Annotated in this window: 3 protein-coding genes and 1 rRNA gene; all 4 read right to left on the minus strand. The window is 40.3% G+C overall.

Annotated elements, in window-relative coordinates:
- Nucleotides 1-483: 483 nt before the first annotated feature.
- The 4 genes from F3H20_RS19655 to rrf all read right to left on the minus strand — a co-directional run bounded on the left by F3H20_RS19655 (nucleotide 484) and on the right by rrf (nucleotide 5,370).
- Nucleotides 484-2,379, minus strand: a complete 1,896-nt coding sequence (locus F3H20_RS19655) for an ATP-binding protein (RefSeq protein WP_149736535.1) — start codon at nucleotides 2,377-2,379, stop codon at nucleotides 484-486.
- Nucleotide 2,380: 1 nt separating this feature from the next.
- Nucleotides 2,381-2,821, minus strand: coding sequence for a response regulator (locus tag F3H20_RS19660; protein WP_149736536.1), 441 nt, complete (start codon nucleotides 2,819-2,821; stop codon nucleotides 2,381-2,383).
- A gap of 33 nt (nucleotides 2,822-2,854) precedes the next feature.
- Entirely contained in the window at nucleotides 2,855-4,960 is a 2,106-nt protein-coding gene (locus F3H20_RS19665) for a two-component system response regulator (RefSeq protein WP_149736537.1), read from the minus strand.
- Between the two features lie 293 nt (nucleotides 4,961-5,253).
- Nucleotides 5,254-5,370 (minus strand): 5S ribosomal RNA (rrf, locus tag F3H20_RS19670).
- Nucleotides 5,371-5,524: the final 154 nt, after the last annotated feature.

Genomic DNA, 5,524 nt, shown 5'->3' on the forward strand with positions numbered 1-5,524 from the left:
CACGCCGCCAGCGTTCGTCCTGAGCCAGGATCAAACTCTCCATAAAGTTTTATTTATGGAGCCTTTTGATGGCTCTATAATTGTTTAAAGAATTATTTATTGTGACTGTATCACCTAAGTGATACGAGTCCGCACATCTGGCATATTGTTTATACCTTACATTGTTCAGTTTTCAGAGAACACCGGACTGCGTTACCGCAGTTCCTGTTGACCGCCGCCTTGCGACAGCTTTTATATACTATCACATCAGCTTTTGCCTGTCAACCTGTTTTTTATTGGCTTTCTTACCATTTCCTGCCGCCGTGTTCAGCGACTTTTATATAATAGCATGCCTTGTTACTTATGTCAACACCATTTTCGTTTTTTCTATATCGAAATATGACCAGTGATCTTGTCTCCTTTAAAAGCGTAAAAGAAAAGCTGCACCGGTAGAACATATGTAAATAGAGAACAAAGTCTTGCACAAAAAAGCCTGTAAAGTAATTATGATTTCAGAGTAAGCATACTATCTTCCGGCTCCACTTTTGTTTTTATAGTAAAGAAAAACTCAGCGCCATTACCCGCTTCACTTTCCACCCAAATTTGCCCTCCATGAAATTCAATAATCCGCTTGACCAAAGCCAGACCAATTCCTGAACCTTCCACCTGATTATCCAGTTTGTCAAACAACCCAAAAATCTTATCAAAGTATTGCGGTGCGATACCTGGCCCGTTATCACTTACAAAATATATGGTCTCATCATCAATCGTAATATATCCTATTACGATTTTCCCATTAGGCTTGTCCATAAATTTGATTGCGTTTTCAATTAGATTTTGCATAACTTCTCTGATTCGATTTTTATCTCCCCAAAACTCCGGAATCTCTTCCTGAATGTGAATATCAATATGTTTAGCCCGGATGCTTTCATTCAACAGCTCAACAACTTCTTTTGAAAGTTTGGTTAATGAGACATTCTCTGAGGGATTTGCCATTCTGCCAATTCGGGAAAGTTCCAGCAGTCCGTCCAAAAGTTCAGCCATTTTGTTTGTAGCATTTTTTATGCGACTTAAGTCCGATTGAACTCTTTCATATTTCCCTTGTGCAATATCTTTACCAATGATTCCGGCAAACCCTTTAATTGTGATCAACGGACTTCGTAAGTCGTGAGAAACCGTATAGGTAAATCTCTCCAACTCGGCATTTTTATTGACCAAATCCTTTGTATAATTATCAATATCAGCCTGGGCTGATCTTAGAGAGATAACCATATTATAAAAGCTATTATATACTCGCTTGATTTCATCATTATAATCATGTTCAATCGGACCCAGAGACAAATTGCCACTGGCGACCTGATTAACGGAAGCCGATAATTTGACTAAAGGGTTTAACATGCGCCGGTTAATGACATAAGTCAATATAGCTATATATACGATCATGATGCTGCAAAAAAACAAGATAGCATTCCTTATGTTTTGTTGCAATATGCTGCCTATCTCATCTCCCATATAAACCAAGGCCAGTTTTAATCCGGTTTCTCCAATGGGCGCATACGCGACAAACTGATTCGCCTGTTTCAATTCCATAAAACCTGCATCATTGTCCTTCAAGATAGTTTCTCCCAATAACTTGGCTTCCTGATCAGATTCTGAGGAAACCTGGCCTACCAGGCCTTTAAGTTTTTGCGTACCTAAGTAAGTTCCATCAGATGTCACAATATAGGCATAACCATTTTTGCCTACTTTTAATTGGTTTACATACTCTTGCAGTTTATCAAGGGTAAAATCGGCAGTAGCTACGCCAATACGCTTATTATCCTTAATGACCGGTGATACAATACTAATCCAACTCTTCCCGTAAACATCCCGGTAAGGCGGGGAAACAGCAAAGGGACTCTTCGTATCCATCCCCATATTATACCAGGGCGCGCTAAAATAATGCCTATCATTATAGGACCAGTCTACAACCGCTTGATTATTTCTGTCTCTATAGACATACAGCAAATAAAAATTAGATCCGGGATTAATAACTCCAGGCTCAAATGCTAAAGAATGTCCGGAAAATGCATCGTTTTTCAGGGATAATTTCTCCATAAATTTTATGGTTAAGGCTTCATCATATTGCGGCACAGTTTCAATCAACTCAGCAAGACTGAGCGCATCATTCGCATGCACCCGGATAGGAACATATAGTTGATTAGCCTCTTTTTCCGCCTGACTGATTAATCCGGTTCTAATTTGAGCCAGAGTAGTATCGTGAAACTGAGACAACATAAAATATGCCTGCACACCAAAAACAATAAAAGTAATCGACGCAATCAAGACAAGCAGCACTGTTTTTATGCTAACCATTTTTTCTGCCCCCTTCTTGATTGCCCCACGACTCAGTAAAATCATATTAATAGGGCACCTTATTCCAGCCAATCCAATAAAAGTTAAGTTCTTTCATTAAGCTAATAAAGCGCTCATAATCTAAAGGCTTAATCACATAACTATTTACATAACTATCATAGGCAGCAATCATATCCTTTTCACTTTCCGATGAGGATAATACAACTACCGGAATATGTTTCAACCGTTCGTGTTGTTTGATCTTGAGCAGCACCTGCAATCCGTCAATTTTAGGCAGCCTTAAATCAAGCAAAATAAGATTGGGAAGAGGGTGTTCCGAGCGATTGGCAAACTGCTCTACACCGTATAGGTAATTAAGCGCAGCCTCCCCGTCAGTTACATGCAGGACCCGGTTGCTAATTCTGTTTTCCTCAAAACAACGCAAAATTAACTCCGCATGATCTAAATTGTCTTCTACCAGCAGAATTACCAAAGGCTCTCCGTTCATGTAATCCTCTCCCTTTTTATCAACTAATACCCTTCAATCCCGGCACAGCAAGATATATTTATACGTTTTTAAAAAGCTTTTAACATCTTCTTCCGGCAAAGGTTTACTGGCAAAATATCCCTGGAAAGTATCACAACAGTATTCAGTTAGCAACCTGGCCTGATCTTGGGTCTCCACTCCTTCCGCCACCACAGATAAGCCAAACATATGAGCTAACTTAATAATGGCTTCCGTGATATTATTGTGGCGATTGGTTTCGCTAATATCATCAATAAAAGACTTGTCAATCTTTACAGCATGAATAGGTAAATTCTTAAGATAGCTCAAAGAAGAATAGCCTGTCCCAAAATCATCCAATTCAATATACATTCCGAAATTTTTTAAGCTATCTAATTTGCCCACCGAAGCTGTAAAGGATTCCATAAGCAGACTTTCCGTAATCTCCAGACCAATCATTTGCGGAGGAATATTCGCCTGTTCAATAATACTCTTTACTTTTTCAACAAAATCCGTTTGCATTAATTGAACACTGGACAAATTGACCGATATGCGAAGCTCCGGATACTGTTCATATAAACGGGAAGCAAAATCGCAGGCCTCCTGCAACACCCAGTACCCAATGGACACAATCAACCCCATTTCTTCGGCCAACCGAATAAAACGTAACGGAGAAACCATACCTAGGTGTGGATTGTTCCAACGAATCAAAGCTTCCAACCCGCTGATACGCCCTGTCACCATGTCAATTTTCGGCTGATAATGGAGCAAGAACTCTTTATTTACCATCGCCGATCTTAAATATGTCCCCAATACCGTCTTTTCCGCAATTTCATTGCTAATGGCATGATCAAACATCTTATACGTGTTTCGTCCACTGGTTTTTGCTTTATGCATAGCGGCATGGGCGTGCTTCAATAATTCATCGGCGGTAGTCCCATCGGCTGGATATTCGGCAACACCCACGCTAACGGTGAGATAAAAAGAGTTCTCCCCTAAATGTAGTGGGGTTTTAAAAACATCCATAATCTTCTGAGCCAGTGTCGCCGGCGATATACCCGTTTCAGGCCGGTCGAGCAACATAATGAATTCGTCTGCACCATATCGACAGAGGAAACTGCCCGGAAGATTTACGTTCTTCAGCATCCGCGCCACTTCGGCCAGACAGCGATCTCCGTAAGAGTGTCCAAACGTATCGTTGATAAAGTTAAAATAGTCAACATCAATAAAAAAAACTAACCCTTTTGCGTCACTACCACAGAGTACGTCTTCCAGACGCTCATTAAATGTCACTCGATTGGGCAATCCGGTTATAGGGTCAAAATAGGCAAGTTCTTCTATGCGCAATAAATTTTGTTTGTTTTCTGTTATATCTGTCAGTGAGCCGGCAAAACGCAGAAGAACACCATCGGCGTCATACAAGGCTTTCCCTCGCGCAAAAATCCATTTATATTCACAATTCTTCACGGCAATCCTATATTCGCAAGTAAAAAAGTCACTCGTACCAGACAAATGGCTTTTCCATTTGTGAATAACTTTTTTTCTATCATCAGGATGTATATATCGTAAAATTTCCCGGTATGTACACCAGGAAACGCCTTCCTTTATTTGAAAAATATCAATCCATCGACCGGAAAAATAAATATTTCTGCTTGTCGGATCATAATCCCAGATAACATCATTAGCACCTTCGGAAGCCAACCGGTAGCGTTCCTCACTCTCCCGCAACGCCCTTTCCGCCTTTTGTCTGGCCAAGATATTATCCCATTCCCGCAATGCTCTTCTTGCATTATTAGGAAGATTTTCGAAAGCCTCCGGTGATTTTACTAAATAATCGGCAACGCCCGCCTTCATCGAACGAACAGCCAGTTCCTCATTGCCATAGCTCGTCATGAGTATGACGGGAAAGTGGGCCTGCGCGGAAGTAATCAAATCTATCCCCGACCCATCTGTTAAACGCCAGTCAGCAATAACCAAATCAGGCTGCTTTTGCGCAATTTGCCTTTTAGCCTTATCTAAGGTATCAACCCAAAATAAAACCATATCAGCAATTCCCTCAAAAGCCCTGCTGATTAATTCTTTATGCAAAACATCATCTTCAACCAGCAAAATTTGCTTAGGTGGTTGCATAGTTTCCATCATCTCTGGCTTCTCCTCTAATCTTAGAGCTTTGCATTAACGTCAATTATTAATTGTCTTTCTCCAAACAAGAAAAAAATTCCTTTAAAACTAGCCTAAAGAGAAAATTTATCTACAAAAATATATATAAAAATACACAAATCAGTACTATATACACTCCTAACGTGATATGATAAAGTCTTTTTATCTCTTCATTGTTATGATATGACCTTCAACATCTCTTAAGATGGTGACTCTAAAAAAATCTATTTTAAGCACAACAAAAAAACACCCACCAAGGTAAGTGTCTTTCTCTTAACCAGCAACTATCTATCCTCCCGGGCCGTTTCCAGCCAAGTACTTTCGACGTATGTGGGCTTAACTACTGTGTTCGGTATGGGAACAGGTGGGACCCCACAGCTATCGTCACTGGATATATATTTTTCAGGTGAATTCTCCCTAACGGGCTTCATTCCCTGAAAACTTCACAGAAGAAAGTGTCTGCATTGATCTAGAGAACACATCCCTTAACTCCTTACAGCCCGTCATGCCATCCATATGTGCGAACACTATGGAGGTTCACTCGCT

Source organism: Propionispora hippei DSM 15287 (genome assembly GCF_900141835.1).
In the GTDB taxonomy this organism is placed as follows: Bacteria; Bacillota; Negativicutes; order Propionisporales; family Propionisporaceae; genus Propionispora; species Propionispora hippei.